The organism is Micromonospora sp. NPDC007230 (assembly GCF_042869115.1).
GTDB lineage: Bacteria > Actinomycetota > Actinomycetes > Mycobacteriales > Micromonosporaceae > Micromonospora.
On record NZ_JBIAFE010000016.1, the window covers coordinates 155,953 to 174,663 of the forward strand.

Annotated in this window: 18 protein-coding genes; 14 read left to right on the plus strand and 4 right to left on the minus strand. The window is 72.0% G+C overall.

Annotated features, from left to right (window positions below; genetic code table 11):
* Position 1 precedes the first annotated feature (1 nt).
* The 12 genes from ACFYML_RS22745 to ACFYML_RS22800 all read left to right on the plus strand — a co-directional run bounded on the left by ACFYML_RS22745 (position 2) and on the right by ACFYML_RS22800 (position 12,576).
* The gene (locus tag ACFYML_RS22745; protein WP_387422559.1) at positions 2-1,207 is read left to right on the plus strand and encodes a beta-ketoacyl-[acyl-carrier-protein] synthase family protein; all 1,206 of its coding nucleotides are present in this window, start codon (positions 2-4) and stop codon (positions 1,205-1,207) included.
* Entirely contained in the window at positions 1,204-2,277 is a 1,074-nt protein-coding gene (locus tag ACFYML_RS22750; RefSeq protein ID WP_387422560.1) for a beta-ketoacyl synthase N-terminal-like domain-containing protein, read from the plus strand. Before ACFYML_RS22745 ends, ACFYML_RS22750 begins: the two co-directional genes overlap by 4 nt.
* Before the next feature lie 3 nt (positions 2,278-2,280).
* Complete coding sequence (locus ACFYML_RS22755) at positions 2,281-3,399, plus strand: beta-ketoacyl synthase N-terminal-like domain-containing protein (RefSeq protein ID WP_387422561.1); 1,119 nt, start codon at positions 2,281-2,283, stop codon at positions 3,397-3,399.
* Positions 3,396-4,451, plus strand: coding sequence for a beta-ketoacyl synthase N-terminal-like domain-containing protein (locus ACFYML_RS22760; RefSeq protein ID WP_387422562.1), 1,056 nt, complete (start codon positions 3,396-3,398; stop codon positions 4,449-4,451). Before ACFYML_RS22755 ends, ACFYML_RS22760 begins: the two co-directional genes overlap by 4 nt.
* Positions 4,448-5,245 carry an alpha/beta fold hydrolase gene (locus ACFYML_RS22765; protein WP_387422563.1) on the plus strand — a complete coding sequence of 266 codons (798 nt, stop codon included), beginning with the start codon at positions 4,448-4,450 and terminating at the stop codon, positions 5,243-5,245. The genes ACFYML_RS22760 and ACFYML_RS22765 overlap by 4 nt, the downstream gene beginning before the upstream one ends.
* Entirely contained in the window at positions 5,242-6,180 is a 939-nt protein-coding gene (locus tag ACFYML_RS22770) for a thioesterase family protein (RefSeq protein WP_387422564.1), read from the plus strand. The genes ACFYML_RS22765 and ACFYML_RS22770 overlap by 4 nt, the downstream gene beginning before the upstream one ends.
* Positions 6,177-6,908, plus strand: a complete 732-nt coding sequence (locus tag ACFYML_RS22775; RefSeq protein WP_387422565.1) for a 2-hydroxychromene-2-carboxylate isomerase — start codon at positions 6,177-6,179, stop codon at positions 6,906-6,908. Before ACFYML_RS22770 ends, ACFYML_RS22775 begins: the two co-directional genes overlap by 4 nt.
* On the plus strand, positions 6,908-7,642 hold the full coding sequence (locus tag ACFYML_RS22780; RefSeq protein ID WP_387422566.1) for a class II aldolase/adducin family protein: 735 nt from the start codon (positions 6,908-6,910) through the stop codon (positions 7,640-7,642). Before ACFYML_RS22775 ends, ACFYML_RS22780 begins: the two co-directional genes overlap by 1 nt.
* Positions 7,643-7,644: 2 nt before the next feature.
* A complete protein-coding gene (locus tag ACFYML_RS22785; protein ID WP_387422567.1) occupies positions 7,645-9,207 on the plus strand; it encodes an AMP-binding protein in 1,563 nt (520 codons plus the stop codon).
* 5 nt (positions 9,208-9,212) lie between these two features.
* Entirely contained in the window at positions 9,213-10,466 is a 1,254-nt protein-coding gene (locus tag ACFYML_RS22790; RefSeq protein WP_387422568.1) for a cytochrome P450, read from the plus strand.
* Between the two features lie 34 nt (positions 10,467-10,500).
* Positions 10,501-11,181 carry a peroxiredoxin-like family protein gene (locus tag ACFYML_RS22795; RefSeq protein ID WP_387422569.1) on the plus strand — a complete coding sequence of 227 codons (681 nt, stop codon included), beginning with the start codon at positions 10,501-10,503 and terminating at the stop codon, positions 11,179-11,181.
* A 66-nt stretch (positions 11,182-11,247) separates the two neighbouring features.
* Positions 11,248-12,576 carry an NtaA/DmoA family FMN-dependent monooxygenase gene (locus ACFYML_RS22800; protein ID WP_387422570.1) on the plus strand — a complete coding sequence of 443 codons (1,329 nt, stop codon included), beginning with the start codon at positions 11,248-11,250 and terminating at the stop codon, positions 12,574-12,576.
* A gap of 52 nt (positions 12,577-12,628) precedes the next feature.
* Here ACFYML_RS22800 and ACFYML_RS22805 read toward each other — a convergent pair whose 3' ends face one another.
* Entirely contained in the window at positions 12,629-13,696 is a 1,068-nt protein-coding gene (locus ACFYML_RS22805; RefSeq protein WP_387422571.1) for an LLM class F420-dependent oxidoreductase, read from the minus strand.
* A gap of 225 nt (positions 13,697-13,921) precedes the next feature.
* Between ACFYML_RS22805 and ACFYML_RS22810 the strand changes: the two genes are divergently transcribed.
* Complete coding sequence (locus ACFYML_RS22810) at positions 13,922-14,599, plus strand: Crp/Fnr family transcriptional regulator (protein WP_387422572.1); 678 nt, start codon at positions 13,922-13,924, stop codon at positions 14,597-14,599.
* 248 nt (positions 14,600-14,847) lie between these two features.
* Entirely contained in the window at positions 14,848-16,131 is a 1,284-nt protein-coding gene (locus ACFYML_RS22815) for a hypothetical protein (RefSeq protein WP_387278564.1), read from the plus strand.
* Positions 16,132-16,224: 93 nt separating this feature from the next.
* On the opposite strand, the gene ACFYML_RS22820 is transcribed toward ACFYML_RS22815, so the two are convergent.
* From ACFYML_RS22820 to ACFYML_RS22830, 3 genes are all read right to left on the minus strand, one after another.
* Positions 16,225-16,755 (minus strand): cyclophilin-like fold protein, encoded by a 531-nt coding sequence (locus tag ACFYML_RS22820; protein ID WP_387422573.1) that lies wholly within the window; start codon positions 16,753-16,755, stop codon positions 16,225-16,227.
* Positions 16,756-16,929: 174 nt separating this feature from the next.
* Positions 16,930-17,697: a glucose 1-dehydrogenase gene (locus ACFYML_RS22825; protein WP_387422574.1), complete on the minus strand. Its 768-nt coding sequence runs from the start codon at positions 17,695-17,697 to the stop codon at positions 16,930-16,932.
* Between the two features lie 268 nt (positions 17,698-17,965).
* Positions 17,966-18,577: a low temperature requirement protein A gene (locus ACFYML_RS22830; RefSeq protein ID WP_387422576.1), complete on the minus strand. Its 612-nt coding sequence runs from the start codon at positions 18,575-18,577 to the stop codon at positions 17,966-17,968.
* Between the last annotated feature and the right edge of the window lie 134 nt (positions 18,578-18,711).

Here is an 18,711-nt window from a genome sequence, read left to right on the forward strand (position 1 = left end):
GGTGCGGCGCGTGGTCGTGACGGGCCTCGGCCCGGTGTCGAGCATCGGAACGGGAGTGACCGCGTTCGGCGCGGCCCTGCGGGCGGGCCGGTCCGGCATTTCCCGGATCACCAGCTTCGACCCGTCCGGGTTCCCGCACCGCAACGGCGGTGAGGTCCGCGACTTCGACCCCGCCGCCTGGCTGCACCGGCTGCCGCCCGAACGGTGGGGCCGGTCCAGCCAGTTCGCGGCGGCCGCCGCACGGCTCGCGGCGGACGACGCCAAACTGGACCTGGACACGGTGGACCGGGGCCGGGCGCACGCCGTGATCGGCACCACCAGCGGGGAGTCCGTCGTCGTCGAGGCGTTCACCGCGCGGCTCGTCGAGGCGGGCTTCGACGCGGTGCCGGCGCAACTCGTCGAGCAACTGCCCGCCGGCCGACTGGCCCACGCGGTCAGTGAGGAGCTGGGCCTGCGCGGCGAGTCGCTGACTCTCGCCACCGCCTGCTCCGCCAGCAACTACGCCATCGGGTACGCCTACGACCTGCTCGTCACCGGCGAGGCGGACGTGGTGTTCGCCGGCGGCGCCGACTCGGTCTGCCGCTGGGCGCACGCCGGGTTCTACCGGCTCGGCGCCCTCACCGAGAGCGCCTGCTCGCCGTTCGACCGGGATCGCTCCGGCATCCTCACCGGCGAGGGCGGCGCGGTGCTGGCGTTGGAGACGCGGGAGCATGCCGAGGCGCGGGGCGCGCACATCTATGCGGAGGTGCTCGGCTACGGCCTCAACTGCGACGCCAACCATCCGGTGGCTCCGGACCGGGACAGCATCGCCGAGTGCATCCGCATCGCCCACCGCAACGCCGGCGTCACCCCGGACCAGGTCGACTACATCTGCGCCCACGGCACCGGCACCCCGGCCAACGACCTGGTCGAGGCGCAGGCCGTGCTGGCGGTGTTCGGGCCGAAACCGCCGCCCATGAGCTCGATCAAGTCGATGATCGGGCACACCATGGGTGCCGCCAGCGGGTTCGGCGCGATCGCCTCCGCCCTGGCGATCGACCAGGGCTTCCTGCCCCCCACGATCAACTGGTCGCACCCGGACCCGCAGCTGGCCGACATCGATCCCGTGCCGAACATGGCCAGGCCGGCCACCGTCCGGCTCGTGCAGAACAACGGGTTCGCCTTCGGCGGGAACAACGCGATCGTGCTGCTCGGAGCCGCCCGATGACCCCGCTGACCATCAACGGCCTCGCGGCGCTGAGCGCCGCCGGTGACCGACCGGAGGCGCTCGCTCGACGGGTCGCCGCCCTCGCCGGGGAACGCCATCCGGGCGTTCCCGTCGGCGGGATCGTCACCGAACCGCTGCCGCGCGCCGAGGGCCACGCCCTCACCGACTTCGACGTGCGGGCACGGCTCGGCCGGCGCGGCACGAGCTTCTACGACCGGGCCACCGCCCTGGCCGTGGTGGCCTGCGGCGACGCCCTCGCCGACAGCGGGCTGACGGTGGACGACACCAACCGGGCCCGCGTCGGCGTGGTGCTGGGCACGACCGTCGGCAGCCTGAAGTCCACCAGCGACTACACCCGCGAGACCCTTGTCCAGGACAAGCCGTACCTGGTCAACCCGATGCTGTTCCCCAACACCGTGATGAACTGCGCCGCCGGCCAGGCGGCCATCCGACACGGGCTCAAGGGGATCAACGCCACGGTCACCGGCGGGCCGCTGGCCTTCTTCAACGCCCTGCGATACGCCGGCAACGCCATCCGCCGCGGCTACGTCGACACCATGCTCGTCGGCGCGGTGGAGGAGTTCTCGGCGCACCGGGCCTGGGCATCCGCGCTGAGCCCGGCGGGCGGCGAGGTCGCCGCGGGCGAGGGCTCCGGCGTGTTCGTGATCGGCAGCGACGCCGGCTCCGCCGGGCGCGCCGCGGTTTGCGCCGTGGCGACCGGGTACGGCCCCGACGGCACGGCGGAGCAGGCGCTCACCGATTGTGTCGCCCGTGCCCTGCACGTCGCGGGAACTGCCCCGACCGACGTCACTCTCCTGGTCACCAACGAGACCACCGTTTCCGGCCGCCGCCCGCAGCGCGCTGCCGCGTTGCGGGCGCTCGGCGGGCACCGGCCCGCCGACCTTGTCGTCAGCCGGGCGGCGGGGGACTGCGGGGCCGCCACTCCCGCCCTCGCCCTGGCCGTCGCGCTGCGGCTGCCCGGCCACGGCGACCGGCTCCCGTCCGGCCTGGTCCTGCTCACGGCCCAGGGCACCGACGGCGGCGTCGGCGCCGCCCTGGTCCGGCGGTAGCCCGTGCCGGCGCTGATCGCGGCGAGCAGCCTGCGCACCTGTCTCGGCGACGGTGCGCGCACCTTCGCAGCGCTGCTGGACGGCCGTACGGGGGTGCGCGAGCTGCGACACCCGCTGGCCGGCCGGCTCAACGTGACGGCCGGCTACCAGATCGACGAGCCCGCCCCCGGGGCGGCGCTGCGGGCCGGCGCCTGGCTGCGGGAGTGCGTCGCCGAGGCGCTGGCGCGGGCAGCCGTCGACCCTCGGCGGGGCCGGGTGGTGGCGCTCGTCGGCACCGGGCTGCGGGAACTCGCCGCGGTCGAGGAGTTGGCGCTCACCGGCGCCGCCACGGCCCCGTCCCGCCTGCACTTCGGGCCCGCCGTCCGGGACGCCGCGCCCGGCCTGGCCGAGGTGGTGACCATCGCCAACGCGTGCAGCGCGGGCGGGCACGCCCTCGCGCTCGCCCAGGACCTGGTCGACGCCGGCGAGGCCGACGCGGTCGTCGTCGGCGCCGCCGACACGATGACCGCCTCCATGCTCGCGATGATCGGCAAGGTCGCCCCGACGCCCACCGCCCAGGTCCGCCCGTTCGACCGCGACCGCACCGGCGTGCTGCTCGGAGAGGGCGCCGCCGCGCTCGTCGTGGTCCCCGAGGACTGGACCGGGCCGGCCGTCGGCCGGCTGCTCGCCACCGGGCTGTCTTGCGACGCCGTGCACGAGACAGCTCCCGATCTGGACGGCATCTGCCGGGCGATGCGCGACGCCTGGGCGCGCAGCGGCCGCGGCCCGGAACAGGTGGACCTGGTGGTGGCCCACGGCACCGGCACGGCCCTGAACGACCCCACGGAGTGCGCCGCGCTGCTGCGGTGCCTGCCCCGGCCCGGAGCGCCCCTGATCACCGCCGTCAAGGGGGCCGTCGGCCACCTGTCGGGCGCCGCCGCCCTGGCCAACCTCGACGTGGCGCTGCGGTGCCTGGCGAGCGGCATGGTGCCGCCGGTCGTCGGGCTGGTGGACCCCCTGCCCGAGGGCGACGGGCTCACCTTCGTCCGGGACGTCCGCGCCCGCCGCGGCGTCACCCTGGCCCAGGTCAACGCCTTCGGCTTCGGCGGCGTGAACGCGGTGACCCTGGTGGAGGCGCCGTGACCGGCACGCCGGCCCCGCCGGCCGCCGGTGCGGCGCCGGCCCCGCTCGCCGTCGGCGCCGCACCGCGATCCACCCCGGCCACCGCCGTCGCGGTCACCTCCTGGAGCATTCACCTGCCCGCGCCGCCGGCGTCCACGACCACGCCGTGCGCTGCGGCGCCGACCTCACCTGGCGGGCGCGTCGGCGCGACCTCGGCACTCGGCGCGGCCGTCGCCGGCCTGCCGCCGGTGGACCCCGCCTGCCCGTCCGATCGCGCGCACACCCTGCTCGGCCGCAAGGGGTTGCTGTACAAGGAGCCGGCCACCCGGCTCGCGCTGTGCGCCGTGCACCGCGCCCTGGGCCTGCCCGACGGCGTCCGCCCCGATGCCACCCTCGACCCCGGCACCGCTGTCGTGGCCGCCAGCAACCTCGGCAACGTCGGCACGGTCATCGACGTGACCCGCGCCGTCGCCCGCGAGGGCAGCCGGGGGGTCAGCCCGATGGCGGCGCCCAACGCGTCCAGCAACGTCATCGCCAGCAGTGTCGCGCTGTGGTTCCGGCTCGGCGGGCCGAACCTGATGGTCTGCTCCGGCGAGACCGCCGGCCTGGACGCGCTCGCCCTGGGCGCCCTGCTCCTGCGTGCCGGCCGGGCCGACCGAGTGCTGGTCGTCGGCGCGGAACCCGACGACGAGACCGCCGTCGCGGTGCGCCGGGGCCCCGCCGCCGGCACCGCCGCGCCGCCGCTGCGCGCCGGGGCCGCCTGCGTGGTCCTCGAACCCGCCGCGCGGGCCGCCGCCCCGCTGGCCACCCTGACGGTCGGGCCGGCCGTCCGCCGCCGCGCGGACGTACCCCCGTGGCCGGCCGGGCCCCGGGTCGTGGTCGGCCCCGGCCACCTCGACCCCGCGGCCGCGTGGGGCGACTGCTACGGCGCGCAGGGAGTGCTCCAGACGGCGCTGGCCGCGCGGCTCGTCGCCGAGGGCGCGGACGGCGTCGCGGTGCTCTGCGGCGGCGACGACGACGGCTGGCGTAGCGCCCTGCTCACCCCGGCCACCACAACCGGGAGGCAGCCGTGACGACGCCGGCCGTACGGGAACTGCGCCGGCCCACGCCGGGCGGCCCGCTCGTGGCCTTCGTCCACGGGCTGGAGGACTCCTGGGAGAGCTGGCTGCCGTTGAGCCACGCACTGCCGCCCGCGTGGTCCCCGGTCGCCCTCGACCTGCCGTGGCGGCCCGGCAACGACTACCAGTGGCGGCGCCGCCCCTCCGCCCAGTGGCTGGCCGACGGCCTCGACCGGCTGGGCCGGCGCCCGGACCTCCTCGTGGCCCACTCCTTCGGCGCCAACGCCCTGCTCGAACTGCTCTGCGTCCGCGACCAACGGGTGCCCGACACCGTCATGCTGATCTGCCCGCTGTACCGGCCGCCGGACGTCGCCGTGACCTGGCGGGTGTTCGAACGCGCCCGACGGGCCTTCGAACGGCACATCCACGACTCGCTGCGCAGCCGACTCGGCAAGCGGCTGCGAGCCATGGAGGCCGAGGTGGTGGACCTGATGATCGCCAAGGCGGTCGACCGGGTCGGCCCCGCCGGCTTCCTGACCGTGTTCGACCAGTTCTGCGCCAGCGCGTCACTGCGGCTGGACCGGGTGACGGCCCGGGTGCTGGTGCTCGCCGGCGGGTCCGACCCGACCCTGTCCCCGGCGGCCGCACGGACCCTCGCCGACGGCATGCCGCACGCATCGCTGTCGGTCGGCGACGGCTACGACCACTTCTGCTACGCCCGCCAGCCCGAGGATGTCGCGTCCCGCCTGCGGGCCTTCGTCGACGCGATCCCCGTCGTCACCGGTCATCCCAAAGGAGCAGCCACGTGACAACCCTCGCCCCGCACCCGCCCACCCCGAGCGTCCTGTCCGCCCGGCCGCGCTACGAAGGCGCCAACATCCGCACCTGGATCGGTTTCAAACACTTCATGTACCTGGTAGAGGAGGCGGTCCTGCAGTGGCTGCTCGACCAGGGTCACGGCGCCCGCGCGCTCTTCCACGAGCACGGCCTCGGCACCGAGATCATCGACTGCTCGGTGCAGCTGCCCGCCGTGCTGGAGGTGGACGACGAGGTCCGCGCGGAGGTGGTCGCCGGCACCGGGAACCGGCTGCGGGTGCAACTGTCGGTGAGCCGTGACGGGCAGGACGTCGTGGTGCTACGGGGACACGTCACGGTCGCCCTGGTACCCGAGACCGACGCGCCGGTGCACCGGCCCGCCCCGGCCGCCATCGCGACATGGGAGGCCCCGGGACTCGGCGCGGCGACCGGCCTGCGCGCGGAGCTACCACTGCCGGCCGGCGCCGACCCCGTCTCCGTGCTGACCCCGGCCGGCTCGGCGGCCTTCCTGTGGTCCTGGCGGGCGCCGTACTTCTACTGTCACTTCTCCGACCGAGTGCAGCACTCCGGCTTCGTGCGCGCCCTGGAGGAGGTCGTCGACCGGTTCCTCGCCGACCGGGGCATCTCCGTCGGACGCATGCTGCGGGAACGCGCGTGGATCCCGGTGGTGTCGCGGGCCCGGGTACGCCTGGCCGAGCCGGCCCACATGGAGGAGACGGTGCACACCGTCTTCCAGGTCGACGACGTGCTGCGGTCGATGATGTTCAGCGGCCGGATGGACTGCTACGTCCAGCGCGACGACCGGCTGGTGCTGGTCGCCACGGCAAGCATCCTGCACGGGTACGCGATCAGCCGGGGACCGAACGCCGGTCAGCTCGCCCGGCTCGACGCCGAGGTGTGCGCGATCCTCACCGGGGGGCATCCGTGACCCGCCCGCCCGCCCGCCCGCGGCTCTTCTTCTCCTTCCGCAGCCCGTACAGCTGGCTCACCATCCGCCGGCTGCGCGCAGCGGTGCCCCAGGCCTTCACGGAGCTGGACTGGTTCCCTTACTGGGACCCCGACGCGCGCACCTGTGCCGCCCTCGACGAGCGCGGCGCGGAGTTCCACTACGTGCAGATGAGCCGGGCCAAGCACCTCTATCTGCTGATGGACACGAAACGGCTGGTGCAGGGCGAAGGCGTGCCGATGGCGTGGCCGATCGACGTCGACCCGCACTGGGAGGTGCCGCACCTGGGCTGGCTGGCGGCCCGCCGCGCGGGCCGCGCGGAGGCGTTCTACGACGAGGTGGTCGCCGCCCGATGGGAACGCGGCGAGAACATCTGCGAGCCGAAGGTGGTGGCCGGGTGCGCCGAGCGCAGCGGCCTGGACCCGGAGGTCGTCACGGACGCGGTCGACGACCCACAGCTGCGGGCGGAGGGCGCGGCCTGCCTCGAACGCGCCTACCTCGACGACGTCTTCGGGATCCCGTACCTGAAGTGGGGGCGGCACCGGTTCTGGGGACTGGACCGCCTCGACGGGTTCCTGCGGCTGTGGCGGCCCGACGCGCCCCCCATTCCCGTTCGCGCCGGGACGGACGACGCGGGGCTTCCTGACCGGGCGGAGGCCATCGTGACCTCCGGCGGCTACGACACCGACACGACGGGCGGGTGTGGATGATGTTTCCCCTCGACACACAGGCCATCCGGCAGCAGCGCATGCAACGGCTGGCCGCGACGCTGCGGTTGTTCGCCGAACTCGGCTACGACGAGGGCGCCGGCGGGCACATCACCGCCCGCGACCCCGAACGGCCCGACTGCTTCTGGATCAATCCGTTCGGCATGTACTTCGGCCACGTCAAAGTCAAGGACCTGCTGCTCGTCGACAGCGACGGGCAGGTGCTCGCCGGCAACGGGCGGATCAACCCCGCCGGGTTCGTCATCCACTCGGCGGTGCACGCCGCGCGGCCCGACGTCATCTGCGCCGTGCACACCCACTCGGTGTACGGCCGGGCGTTCGCCACCCTGGGCCGCCTGCTCGACCCGATCACGCAGGACGCCTGCGCCTTCTACGGCGACCACGCCCTCTTCGACGACTACAGCGGGGTGGTGCTCGACGAGCGCGAGGGCAAGCGCCTCGCCGACGCGCTGGGCCCGGCCAAGGCCGCGATCCTGCGCAACCACGGCCTGCTGACCGTGGGCGGGACCGTGGAGGAGGCCGCCTGGTGGTTCGTCGCCATGGAACGGTCCTGCCAGGTGCAGCTCACCGCCGAGGCCGCCGGCAAGCCGGTGCTCATCGACCACGAGGAGGCCGAGCGGACCCGCGAGGTGATCGGCTCGCCCGGCATCGGCCGGTACAACTTCAAGCCGCTGTACGAGGGTGTCCTGCGCCGCCACCCGGACCTGCTGGACTGAGGATGCCGCGCGTGGAGCTACCGCCCGCCCTGCTCGCCGCCCGCGTCGCCGCCGCCCCCGACGCGCCGGCGCTCGCCGACGAGGCCGGTGCCCTCAGCTGGGACGGGCTGGCCCGCCGGGTCAACCGGTGGACGGGCCTGCTCGCCGGGGTAGGGGTCGCCGCCGGCGACGCGGTCGCGCTGATGCTCGGCAACCGCCGGGAGGCCGTGGAGGCGCTGCTGGCCTGCCTGCACGCGGGCGTTACCGCAGTTCCGCTGAACTGGCACCTCACCGCGCCGGAGGTGACGTACCTGCTGCAGGACTCCGGCGCCCGGCTGCTCCTGGTCGACCCGCCCCGGGCAGAGGTGGGCGCCAAGGCGGCGGCCGAGGCGGGCACCGTGCGAGCACTGGTCACCGGCGACCGCGACGCGTACGGCCTTGCCGCGGCGGAGCCGGCGCTCGCGGCGCTCGACCCGCACGCCCCACCGCTGGCGCAGAAGTGCGGGCAGCTGATGATCTATACGTCGGGCACGACCGGACGACCCAAGGGCGTGCTGAACGGGCTGTTCGTCACCGGGGCGCCGTTCGAGCGGGCCACCCGCCTGCTGGACTACGCCACCGGCACGCTCGGCGTGCCCACCGATGGCCGGGTCCTGCTGGTCGGGCCCTGGTACCACTCCGCCCAGCTGTTCTTCGCGCTGCTGCCGCTGCTCAACGGGGCCGCACTGGTGCTGCGGGAACGGTTCGACCCTGTCGCGACGCTGGCCGCCATCGACGCCGAGCGGATCACCGAGTGTCATCTCGTGCCGACCCAGTTCGTGCGGATGCTGCGCCTCGACGAGGCCAGCCGGGCCGGCTTCTCGGGAGCCAGCCTGCGCCGGATCTGGCACGGCGGGGGCGCCTGCCCGCCCGACGTCAAGCGCCGCATGATCGACTGGTGGGGCCCGGTGCTGGTCGAATATTACGCGGCCACCGAGGGGGGAGTGGTCACCCTCATCGACTCGGCCGACTGGCTCGCCCACCCCGGCAGCGTCGGGCGGGCCGTGCCGCCGAACCAGATCCTCGTCGTCGACGACGACGGCCGCGAGCTCGGCCCGCACCAGCGGGGCCGGATCTTCATCCGCCGGCCCGGCCGCGGCTTCCGCTACCACAACGCCGCGGAGAAGACGCGCGCCGCGCACCTCGCGCCGGGGGTGTTCACGTACGGCGAGGTGGGGCACCTCGACGACGACGGCTACCTGTACCTCACCGGCCGCGCCCAGAACATGATCGTTTCCGGGGGCGTGAACGTCTACCCGGCCGAGGTCGAGCAGATACTGCTGCGGCACCCGGACGTTCACGACGCCGTCGTGCTCGGCGTCCCCGACGACGAGTACGGCGAGCGGGTGGCCGCCGTCGTCGAGTGGAAACCGGGCGGCGGTCAACGGTCCTGGTCGGCGCTCGACGCCCACTGCCGGCGCCACCTGGCCGGGTTCAAGGTGCCCCGCTGCTGGCGGTCGGTCGACGCCGTCCCCCGCGAGCCGACCGGCAAGGTCCGCCTCGACCAGTTGCGCACGCTCTGCGGGGACGACCGATGGGAGCGCTGAAGGACATGCCAGCCACGCGGTCGGCCCCGGTCGACATCGCCCACCCCGCGACCTACGCCGGCGGGGTGCCGCACGAGGAGTTCGACCGGCGCCGCCGCGAGGAGCCGGTCGGGTGGGTGCCGGAGCCGGCGCTGTGGCGGCACAGCTCGGCCGGCCGCATCCAGCAGCGGGGTGCCGGGTTCTGGGCGGCGACGACCCACCAGGCGGTCGTGGAGGTGTCCCGGCAGCCCGAGGTGTTCTCCTCCGCGCTGCGCGGGGCGTTCCTGCACGACCCGCGCACCCCGGCGGACCTGGAATTCATGCGGCAGCTGCTGGTGAACATGGACGCCCCGCAGCACGGGCGGATCCGCCGCCTGGTGACCTCGGTGTTCACCCCGCGCGCCGTGCGCTCGCTCGCCGACACCGTCACCCGGCACGCCCGGGACCTCGTCGAGGCCGTGCGCCAGCGGGACACGTTCGACGCGGTCACCGACCTGGCGGCGGAACTGCCCCTGCTCGTGCTCGCCGACCTGCTGGGCCTGCCCCGCGGCGACCGGCATCTGCTGTACCGCTGGAGCAACAACCTGGTCGGCTTCGACGACCCGGAGTACGGCGGCGGCGACGTCGAGGTCTACCGGCAGACGTTCGCGGAGGCGTTCCAATACGCGCTGGCCGTAGCCGTACGGCGGCGGGCCGCGCCCCGCGACGACCTGATCAGCCTGCTCGCCGCCGCCGAGGTCGACGGGCGGCGGCTGACCGACCGGGAGTTCTGCCAGTTCTGGCTGCTGCTGGTGGTCGCCGGCAACGAGACGACCCGCCACCTGATCTCCGGCGCCCTGCACCTGCTGCTGCACGACGAAGCGCTACGCCGGCGCTGGCTCGGCGCGCCGCTGCCCACCGCCACCGCCGTCGACGAGTTCCTCCGGGTGGTGACCCCGATCATGCAGTTCCGCCGGACCGCCACCCGGGACGCCACCCTGGCCGGCACAAAGATCGCCGAGGGCGACAAGGTCGTCATGTTCTACGCCTCCGCCAACCGCGACGCCGCGGTCTTCGCCGACCCCCATCGGGTGGACCTGGAGCGGGCACCCAACCCGCACCTCAGCTTCGGCATGGGCCCGCACTTCTGCCTGGGCGCCCACCTGGCGCGGATGGAGATGGCCGCGCTGCTCGACGCCGTCGTCCCGCACCTTCCTCGACTTGCCACCACGGGCCCGGTCGTCCGACTGGAGTCCAACTTTGTCAACGGCATCAAGTCGATGCCTGTGGGCTGGACCTGAGATCCAGGGCCGGACCAGCGGAGAGGAGAGCTCGATGTCCCTCAACGAACGGCTGCGAGAGTACAAGTCCCGCCAGGAGGCGGGCGAGGTGCCACCGATCACACCAGACCACCTCGAGGTGATCTACCGGGAGGCGCACGCACTGGCCGCCTCGGGTGCCGAGGACCGGGTGCTGAAAGTGGGCGCGCCGTTCCCGTCCTTCGAGCTGCCCGACGAAAACGGCGAGCTCATCTCCTCCGCAGACCTGTTGTCCCGGGGGCCGCTCGCGGTGGTCTTCTACCGGGGCGTCTGGTGCGACTACTGCAACTTCGAGCTGGAGGCGCTGGAGGAGGTCTACCCGCGGATCAAGGAACTCGGCGCCGACCTGGTGGCCATCTCGCCCGTCACGATGCCCATGCTGCGCGCGGCCATCCGCCGCAACAATCTCTCGTACCGAATCCTCAGCGACCGGGGCAACGTCTACGCCGCGCGGTTCAACCTGACCTACAGGATGAACCAGGACCTGCTCGACGTGTGGGGCAGCTTCGGGATGGACTTCTCGAAGATCAACGGCGACGACAGCAACAGCATGACGATGCCCGGGGTGTTCCTCGCCGACACCGACGGCGTGCTGCGCTTCGCAACGGCGTACGCGCGCCACTGGGAGCGAACGGAGCCGGCCGACCTGCTCGCGGCCATCGAACGCCTGAGCCCGGATCGCTCGGTCCGGTCCTGACCAGCGTCACCGGTCGCGTCGCCACCTTGCGCCGGGTGGCGGCGCGACCCTCGCGAAGGGGGAAACATGCATCTCAACGTGTTCACCGAATGCTCGCCGTCGCCCCAGTTCGTCGGCATGTGGCGCGCGCCCGGCGACGCCACCGGCACCGGCTACCGGTCGCTGGACTACTGGGCGGCGGTCGCCCGGCGGCTGGAGGCCGCCTGCGTCGACGCGCTGTTCTTCGCCGACATCCACGGCACCTACGACGTCTACCAGGGGTCGTGGGCGACCGCGGTCCGGCACGCCGTGCAGATCCCCTCGATCGACCCGGTGCCAGTCGTCGCCGCGGCGGCGCTGGCGACCACCGACCTGGGCTTCGCGGTCACATACTCCACCACCTACCACCAGCCGTACGAGTGCGCCCGGCTGTTCTCCACGCTCGACCACCTCACCCGGGGCCGGATCGGCTGGAACATCGTCACCTCGTATCTGCGCTCGGCCACCGACAACGGGCTCGGCGAATATCTGGACCACGACCTGCGCTACGACCGGGCCGACGAGTACCTCGAGGTGGTCCGCGCGCTCTGGGAGCGCAGCTGGGACGACGGCGCGGTAGTCCGCGACACCGACGCCGACGTCTTCACCGACCCGTCGCGGGTGCACGCGATCGACCACCGGGGCGACTGGTTCACCGTACGCGGGCCGCACCAGTGCGAGCCGTCCCCGCAGCGCACACCCGTGCTGTACCAGGCGGGCGCGTCGGGCCGGGGGATGGCGTTCGCCGCCCGGCACGCGGAGGTGATCTTCCTGACCATGGCCGATCCCCAGAGCGGGGCCGAGACGGTCCGGCGGCTGCGCCAGCGGGTGGCCGACGCGGGACGCGACCCGCGCGGCGTGCGCGCCCTACAGGGCACCATGGTGATGGTCGGCGCCGACCGGGCGGACGCGAAGCGCAAGGCGGCGCAGTATCACGACCTGTGGAGCCCGGAGGGGCAACTGGCGAAGTGGTGCGGCTGGATGGACATCGACCTGGCCGCGTATCCGGATGAAACCCCGGTCGACGAGGTGAAGAACCAGGGCAGCCAGTCGTTCCTGGGCTTCCTGCGCGGGCTGAGCCCCGAGCGGTCGTGGACCATCGGCGACGTGCGGTACCTGGTGTCCCGCCCCCGGCGGGCCCGCCGGGACGCGCCGATGACCCTGTTCGGCACGGCCGAGGAGATCGCCGACCGGATGGAGCAGTGGCTGGAGGTCGCCGACGTCGACGGTTTCAACCTGATCCCGTGCAGCCCCTCGGACGGCCTTGGCGACATCTGCGACCTGCTCGTCCCGGAGCTGCAACGGCGCGGCATGTTCCGCACCGCCTACCGGAAGGGCGAGACGCTGCGGCAGCGCTACTTCGGCCCGGACGCCTGACGGCCGAGCGCCGACGGCGCGTGGGCGCACGCGGGTAGCCAGTCGTTCGTGGTCAACGGGGGTCGCCAGTCGCAGACGGCTCGGCGAGCAGGTCGCGCAGCCGCTCGACGAGGCGCAGCCGGTCCCGGTGTGTGCGGGCCAGCGGGGTGACGTTGAGGGTGCTCACCCCCGCCTCTCGGTACGCGGCCAGCCGCTCGGCCACCCAGGAGGCGGGCCCGATCAGGCAGGTGCCCTCCACCAACTCCTCCGGCACCGCCTCGGCCGCCGCGTCTCGTCGCCCGGCCAGGTACAACTCCTGCACGGTGCGGGCCGCCGCGCCGAACCCGTACCGCGCCGCGAGGGTGTTGTAGAAGTTCGCGCCCACCGCGCCCATGCCCCCGAGATAGAGCGCCAGCTCCTGCCGGGCCAGCCGGCGCAGGTGGGTGACGTCGTCGCCGATCGCCAGCAGGGCGTTGACGTTCACGTCGAGCGGCCCGAGCGACGGGTCGCGCCGCCCGGCGCCGCGGGCGAGGCTCTCGCCCCACACCGCGGCGGACCGCTCGGGGTAGAAGAAGGCCGGCTGCCAGCCCTCCGCCAACTCCGCGGCCAGCTCGACGTTGCGCGGCCCGATGGCGGCGAGGGTGATCGGGATCCGTTCCCGGACCGGCTTGTTGATCAGCTTGAGCGGTCGGCCCAGGCCGGTGCCCTCGTGGGCGGGGAGCGGGATGCGGTAGTGGGTGCCCTGGTGGACCAGCCGCTCCCGGCGCCAGACCCGGCGGCAGACGTCGATCACCTCGCGCGTACGGGCGACGGGCGCGTCGAACGGCACGCCGTGGAACCCCTCGATGACCTGCGGGCCGGAGGTGCCCAGGCCGAGGGTGAACCGGCCCGATGAGACGTGGTCGAGCCCGGCGGCCGTGGTGGCGATCAGCGTCGGGGTGCGCGTGTACAGCTGCATCACCCCGGAGGCGATCCCCAGCCGCCGGGTCCGTCCGGCGATGAACCCCAGCTGGCTGACGGCGTCGAACGTGTACAGCTCGGCCACCAGCACCAGGTCCAGGCCCGCCTGCTCGAAGTCGACCAGCTCGTCGGCGATGTCGGTGATGCCGGCGCGATAGTTGAGAGGCATGCCCAGCCGCATCGGCGACGCTCCCGAGGTCGTATGTATGAGTATGTGCAAGCCTTCCTACGTCATCCGGAAGGGTTTCCACAAGTTCCGGGGCCGGTGTCCGAGCAGACAGAACCGGTCGACGATCAGGCGGGCCGCCTCCTCGTGTTCTCTAGTGTTTAGCAGGCTTAGCTAGTATCCATGGGCGAGGATGTGGTTTCCTCTACGTGTGCTGTGCCGGGCGGAAGGTGAGCCGACGTGACACAAGCCGAGCCCCTGCCGAGACTCAACATCTCGGATCTCCGGGCGCTGACCGGGCGAGTGCCCGGGACCTCGCTGATCGAGCTCTCCCGCAACGATCACATCTACCGTGCTGGATCACCCGATGCCCACGTCTACGTCGTCGAGCGTGGCCAGGTGAAAACCCAGATGGTAGCCGCGAGCGGCAAACGCTGCCTGCTGTCAGTGCACCTGGCGGGTGACCTGTTCGGCGAGACCGCCCTGCTCGGACTGGAGCGGCTGGAGTCCGCGATCGCGTTGACCCGTACCGTGCTGCGGCGGATCCCGGCAGCGCGCGCCGCCGCCGTGCTGACCGCCGAAGGCTCCGCCGGCGTGCTCGCACGTCACCTCAGCATCCGTCTGCAGCACCAGCAGAAGGTGGTGGCGGACATGGTGACGATGCCGAGCGAACTGCGCCTCGCGGTGCGCCTGCAGGATCTGGCCGAGCGCTTCGGCCGGCGCGGCCCGTATGGCACCCGGGTGGACATCGCCCTCACCCAGGAGGACCTGTCCGAGATGGTCGGTACCACGCGGACCCGAGTCGGCCAGTTCCTCAAGCGATTCCGCGAACTGGAAATGGTGGATTTCACCCCTCGGTCACATTTGACGGTGCACGACGAGCGCCTTTCCGAGTGGATTGCGACCGCAGCGCATTGACTGCTCATTAGTGAGCAGACTGCCGGGCGGGCAACGGTAGAAGATGCCTTGCAACAGCTCACTCGTAAGGGAGGTTAGCCATGAAGAAGCTTGTTGTTCGCAAGCTGGAGCCGATCAAGACCAGCGCCGCCGCGGACTGCGTTCCGTCCGCCGCCTGACAAGGCCCGATGATCGGCGGGAACCGGCGCGAGCAATCGCCCGGTTCCCGCCGAGCGCCGTCTGCACCGCAGAAGTGAAGGGATCACCCCATGGCCGTCAACACGGCTGACTCCGTCGTCACCGTCCGCCCGTTCGTCTCGACCACTGACGGCGCGGAGGTCATCATCGGCGACACCGACCGCAAGGTCTATCTCGCCATTCCGGCCGAGGGGCTGGACATTCTGCATGCGCTCGCCGAGGGCCGGACCATCGCCGAGACCGCCCGGATCTACGAGCGTAAGCACGGCGAGAGCGCGGACATCGAGGATTTCGTCGCCGTGCTGGCCGACGAGGGTTTCGTCACCCGCGGCGGTGAGCCCGCCCCCGCCACCGAACCCGCCCACGAGCACGGGCATCAGGCGATCAAGCGGTGGAGCTTCGACTGGATCTCGCCCGCCACCGCGCGCCGACTCACCGGTCCTGCCGTGATCGTGCCGGGCCTCGCGGTCATCCTGGCCGGCGTGGTGATGGCGGCCAGCGATCCGGGCCTGCTGCCCGGCGCGCGGGCGCTGCTGTTCACAGGCGGAAACTTCGCGGTGCTCACCGTGGTCAGCGTCACGCTGGCGATGATCGGGCTGTCGCTGCACGAATTCGCGCACGCGCTGGCGGCTCGTTCCGTGGGTGTGTCGGCGACCCTCGGCATCAGCAACCTGATGTACATCCTGGTCGCTCAGACGGACATCAGCGGCATCTGGATGGCATCGAAGCGCGCGCGGTACAAGGCATTCCTCGCCGGGTTCTTCGTGGACGCGTTCTTCAGCTCCCTGCTGGTCGCGTTCCTGTTCGCCGCCCGGCACGGCGTCCTCGATGCGCCCAATTGGTCGGTCCTGCTGGCCAGTGCGGCTCTGCTCACCTTTCTGGTGCGCATCGGATTCCAGTTCTTCTTCTACCTGCGGACCGATATCTATTACGTGATCGCGACTGCCCTGAACTGCCGCAATCTGATGTCGGACACCGAGCGGTTCCTGTCCAACGGGATCAAGCGGTTGACCTTCCGCCGAGACAAGGTGGTCTCGCAGGCGGGTATCCCGCGCAACGAAATGCGCAAGGTGCGGGTATACGGAGCGATCTGGGTGTTCGGCCGGATCTTCTCACTGTTCGCCCTGGTGTTCACGATCCTGCCGGTGCTGTGGGTCTATCTCGAACAGTTCGTGCTGCTGGCGATGGGAGAGCCGACGCGGTTCTCGTCGGCCGACTTCGCAACAGTGGCGGTGCTGGCTGGGCTGCTCAACGGTGGCGGCCTGGCGATGTGGGGCCGCAACCTGTGGCGCGGCTGGCGCCGCCGGCGCGCCGAGGACGTCAAGATGCTCGCTCGGCAGACCGCAGCCGGCTGACCCGCCCGACGACGCCGGGCCCGTGCGGGCCCGGCGTCCCGGCGCTCCTGGGCTACTGGATTGCGATCAGGAGGGGAAGGCGGAGTGTTGGGTTCAGCGCACGATCGCTACGGTCGCCTCTTGGCCTTCGAGGCGTTCGAGTTCCTCGACGTCGGCGTCGTACGTGCCGAGGTGGAGGGTCTGATCGGAATACCCGATGCCGGCGGTGTTGTAGTAGAAGCCGATGTTGCCCCACGGAATGAAGTAGATGAGGTCGCCGTCCTTCGGGTCTGAACCTGGCGATCCCTCGTACCTCAAAGCTCGCGGAAGATCGGCGATCTTTTCGCGGCCATTGAATTCCTCGAGCGTGAGGGTGAGTGGCAACATGCTCAGGAAGTCACGGGTGGCGGGGCTGTCTTCACTGATGGTCACGTCCACCGCCTCCGAGCCCGCGGTGAACCGGACAACCGTGCCCACAATGGCCTGATCGGTGCTGGGCGGTGACATGCTTGTGCTGCTCCGGGGTGCTGACGAGGAACCCGGCGCGGCGGTGGGAGTGGCCTCGCCGGTGGAAGGCGCACCGCACGCGGCGAGGGAAAGGGTCAGCACGAGCGCTGCCGCCGCCCTGAGATTCTTCATCCGCATGCGATGAAACCCTTCCAGTCAGGCCTCGTCCGTTCTGGCCGTGGACAGTCCGCTGCTATCCAACCTGCCTCCTCCGCACGCAGGGAGTCCCTGTCGAGAGACGTACTGGCAGGGCACCTCTGACGGCCGCCCGGCAGACGATCTCGCCACTGTCGGCTGGTCAGAGGCGCGATGTCAGCGGGCGGTGTAGCCGCCGTCGACAGGAAGTGCGACGCCGATGATGAAGCTGGCACCGGGGCTGCACAGCCACAACACCGCAGCGGCGATCTCTTCGGGTTCGCCGAGCCGGTTGATGGGTTGGTTGGCGATGGCCTCGGCGCGGTCGAGCTCGCCCTTGTCGATCATGTTGGTGACCATCGGGGTGGCGATGGTCCCGGGGCAGACCGCGTTGATCCGGATACCGCGCGGGGCGTATTCGAGGGCGGCGCTGCGGGTGAGGCCCAGCACGCCGTGCTTGGAGGCGTGGTAGGCGGCTCGGCCGGGCAGGCCCACGAGCCCACCGAGGGAGGAGCAGTTGACGATGGCGCCGTTGCCTTGGCTGCGCATCTGGGCGAGTTCGTGTTTCATGCAGGCCCACACGCCTCGCAGGTTGACGGCGTTGACCCGGTCGAAGACCTCGGCAGGCTCATCGGCGGCATCGCTGGGCGGAACTTGAATGCCGGCGTTGTTGAACGCCATGTCGAGCCGGCCGAACTCCTCGACCGTCGAGCGGACGGCGGCGGCGACGCTGGCCTCGTCTGTCACGTCGCAGGACACGTCGAGCACCCGGTGACCGGCGGCGGCCAGAGTCTCGGTGGCGGTCTGGACGGCGGCCAGGTTGATGTCGGCGAGGGCGACCGCGGCGCCGGCCTCGGCGAAAGCGCGGGCGGTGGCCAGGCCCATGCCGGAGCTGGCGCCGGTGACCAGGGCGACCTGGCCGGTGAAGTCGTAGTTCGGGTTCATCGTTGCGGTTGCCCTTTCGATGAGCAGCAGGTTCGTTGGCAGGGGGATCGGGCGGGTGGGTCGGGCGGGACATGCGGGGCCAGGTGGCGCATCGGTGCCGGTGACATCGGCGGCGGCCACGTCAGCGATGCGTTCCCTGCGCTTCTACCGTGAACCGGCGCAGGCCGTTGGTCGGGGTAGGCACTGTCCAGCAAACCCGATTTCACGACCGGGTAAGGGGTTTCTGTTGAAGGGTGTACTGGTAAGGCATCCCGACGCCGGGCGCAGGTCAGATCGGTGGGGTGGGCTTCTCGGGTGCTTCGCCGTGGGCGCGGAGTTCGGCTAGGACGACGACCCCGAAGAGCACGGCGGTGGCGACGCCGCCTGCGGCCAGGGGCGGCGCGAACAGCATCGCCGGGGTGAGTAGTCCGAGGGCGAGCAGGCCGGCCACCCAGGATCGGGAAATCCTGCTGAACACCTCGAACTCGAAGCTGGCCCGGCCGACGAGGAACAGCGCGGGCCCGCCGAGGATGGCGAAGAGCCATGCCGGCACGGTGTGTCCAAGCGGGTGGTCGATGAACAACTCGTAGCCCGCCCCGGTGAGGATGATGCCGGCGACCATGACCAGGTGGGTGAACGAGGCGGCGATGCCGAGCCGGACCGGTTCCCGGGCGCTGGTGATGGCGAGCGGCAGCAGATGTCCCGCCCGGAAGAAGTAGATCCGCCAGAACTGCACGGTGGTCAGCATGGCCAGCGCGAACCCGATGGTGCGCTCCCGGGTGAAGCCGGCGTCGCCGCTGAGGGTGAAGCCGATCGTGAGGATCGACTCCCCGAGCGCGATGAGCAGGAACTGCTGATATCGCTCGGCCAGGTGCTCGCCGGCGATGCTCCGGCCGACCAACCGGGAGCGGCCGAGCGTCTCTGATCAGCTTAGCGATCTTGAGTCGGATGGGGTTTCCGGGATCGTTTCCCACCGTGGTGGGGTCGCGTGGGCGTGGAGGTGGAATCCTGCGCCCAGTGCGGCTCCTCGTGGCC

Bases quoted from the DNA above. Each gene is read 5' to 3' on its own strand.
- ACFYML_RS22750 (WP_387422560.1), top strand. From the start codon at position 1,204: ATGACCCCGCTGACCATCAACGGCCTCGCGGCGCTGAGCGCCGCCGGT.
- ACFYML_RS22780 (WP_387422566.1), top strand. From the start codon at position 6,908: ATGTTTCCCCTCGACACACAGGCCATCCGGCAGCAGCGCATGCAACGG.
- ACFYML_RS22785 (WP_387422567.1), top strand. From the start codon at position 7,645: ATGCCGCGCGTGGAGCTACCGCCCGCCCTGCTCGCCGCCCGCGTCGCC.
- ACFYML_RS22790 (WP_387422568.1), top strand. From the start codon at position 9,213: ATGCCAGCCACGCGGTCGGCCCCGGTCGACATCGCCCACCCCGCGACC.
- ACFYML_RS22795 (WP_387422569.1), top strand. From the start codon at position 10,501: ATGTCCCTCAACGAACGGCTGCGAGAGTACAAGTCCCGCCAGGAGGCG.
- ACFYML_RS22800 (WP_387422570.1), top strand. From the start codon at position 11,248: ATGCATCTCAACGTGTTCACCGAATGCTCGCCGTCGCCCCAGTTCGTC.
- ACFYML_RS22805 (WP_387422571.1), bottom strand. From the start codon at position 13,696: ATGCGGCTGGGCATGCCTCTCAACTATCGCGCCGGCATCACCGACATC.
- ACFYML_RS22815 (WP_387278564.1), top strand. From the start codon at position 14,848: ATGGCCGTCAACACGGCTGACTCCGTCGTCACCGTCCGCCCGTTCGTC.
- ACFYML_RS22820 (WP_387422573.1), bottom strand. From the start codon at position 16,755: ATGCGGATGAAGAATCTCAGGGCGGCGGCAGCGCTCGTGCTGACCCTT.
- ACFYML_RS22825 (WP_387422574.1), bottom strand. From the start codon at position 17,697: ATGAACCCGAACTACGACTTCACCGGCCAGGTCGCCCTGGTCACCGGC.